The organism is Prevotella sp. DNF00663, from assembly GCF_001553265.1.
In the GTDB taxonomy this organism is placed as follows: Bacteria; Bacteroidota; Bacteroidia; order Bacteroidales; family Bacteroidaceae; genus Prevotella.
Genome location: NZ_KQ960621.1, coordinates 1 through 697, shown reverse-complemented (window position 1 = coordinate 697; position 697 = coordinate 1). Strand labels below are relative to the sequence as shown.

The 697-nt window shown below is 45.9% G+C and carries 1 protein-coding gene; it reads right to left on the bottom strand.

The window, feature by feature from the left end; genetic code table 11:
- Positions 1–556, bottom strand: a 556-nt coding sequence (locus tag HMPREF3034_RS12600; RefSeq protein ID WP_156431060.1) for a hypothetical protein, incomplete at its 3' end; no start/stop codon positions are given.
- Positions 557–697 lie beyond the last annotated feature (141 nt).

The window sequence follows — 697 nt, the reverse complement described above, 5'->3', positions numbered from 1 at the left end:
GCTGAAATGGCACTGCGGCGGTCGCTTTTTTTGTGTCCAGACGGAAGCGCAGGAACGTTGAAAGGGAAAATAAGGGCGTACAAGGCGCGAAATGGTGGGCGGTGGGTAAGTATGCGGAAAAGGAGCGAAAGGCGACGACGTGGGCTAAAAAGTGGCAAAACGGAAGTGTGGGCGTTAAAAGAACGTGGAAAGACTGGCGAAAAATACGAAAAAGGGGGTAAAAATGGGTGGCGGGACAGCTGGAAGACTGGCGCAGAGGGCATTTGCCCGATGTCACGAAAATGACAGGAAGCGGCAGGGGCGTGTAAATGGCAGTTAAAGGGTGTTCAAACGGCTGTTTAATGGCATTCAAATGGTAGGCGTTCTGGCTGGTCTGGACTACTAAAAATATGCCTGCCAGTTCCTGAATGGCGACAAAAAACGGAGGTTCAAAAAGTGCTATTTTACACGTTGGGTGGTCTGTTGGGTGGTCATTTGGATGGTCAAAAAGCAGTAGAATAACCCCCTTTAATTCCTTTTTGAAGCACGAGAACCCCCATTTTTTGCGAGAAAACACCCCTTTAATTCCTATTTTCTGAAATATGGGTATTTGTTCGTAAGTGGCTTATATTCAGATGGTTTGTGGGTATCTAATGGACGTTTGATAGATTTTTAGCGTGCAGAATTTTTTGTGTACCTATTATATAAGGGTACTACT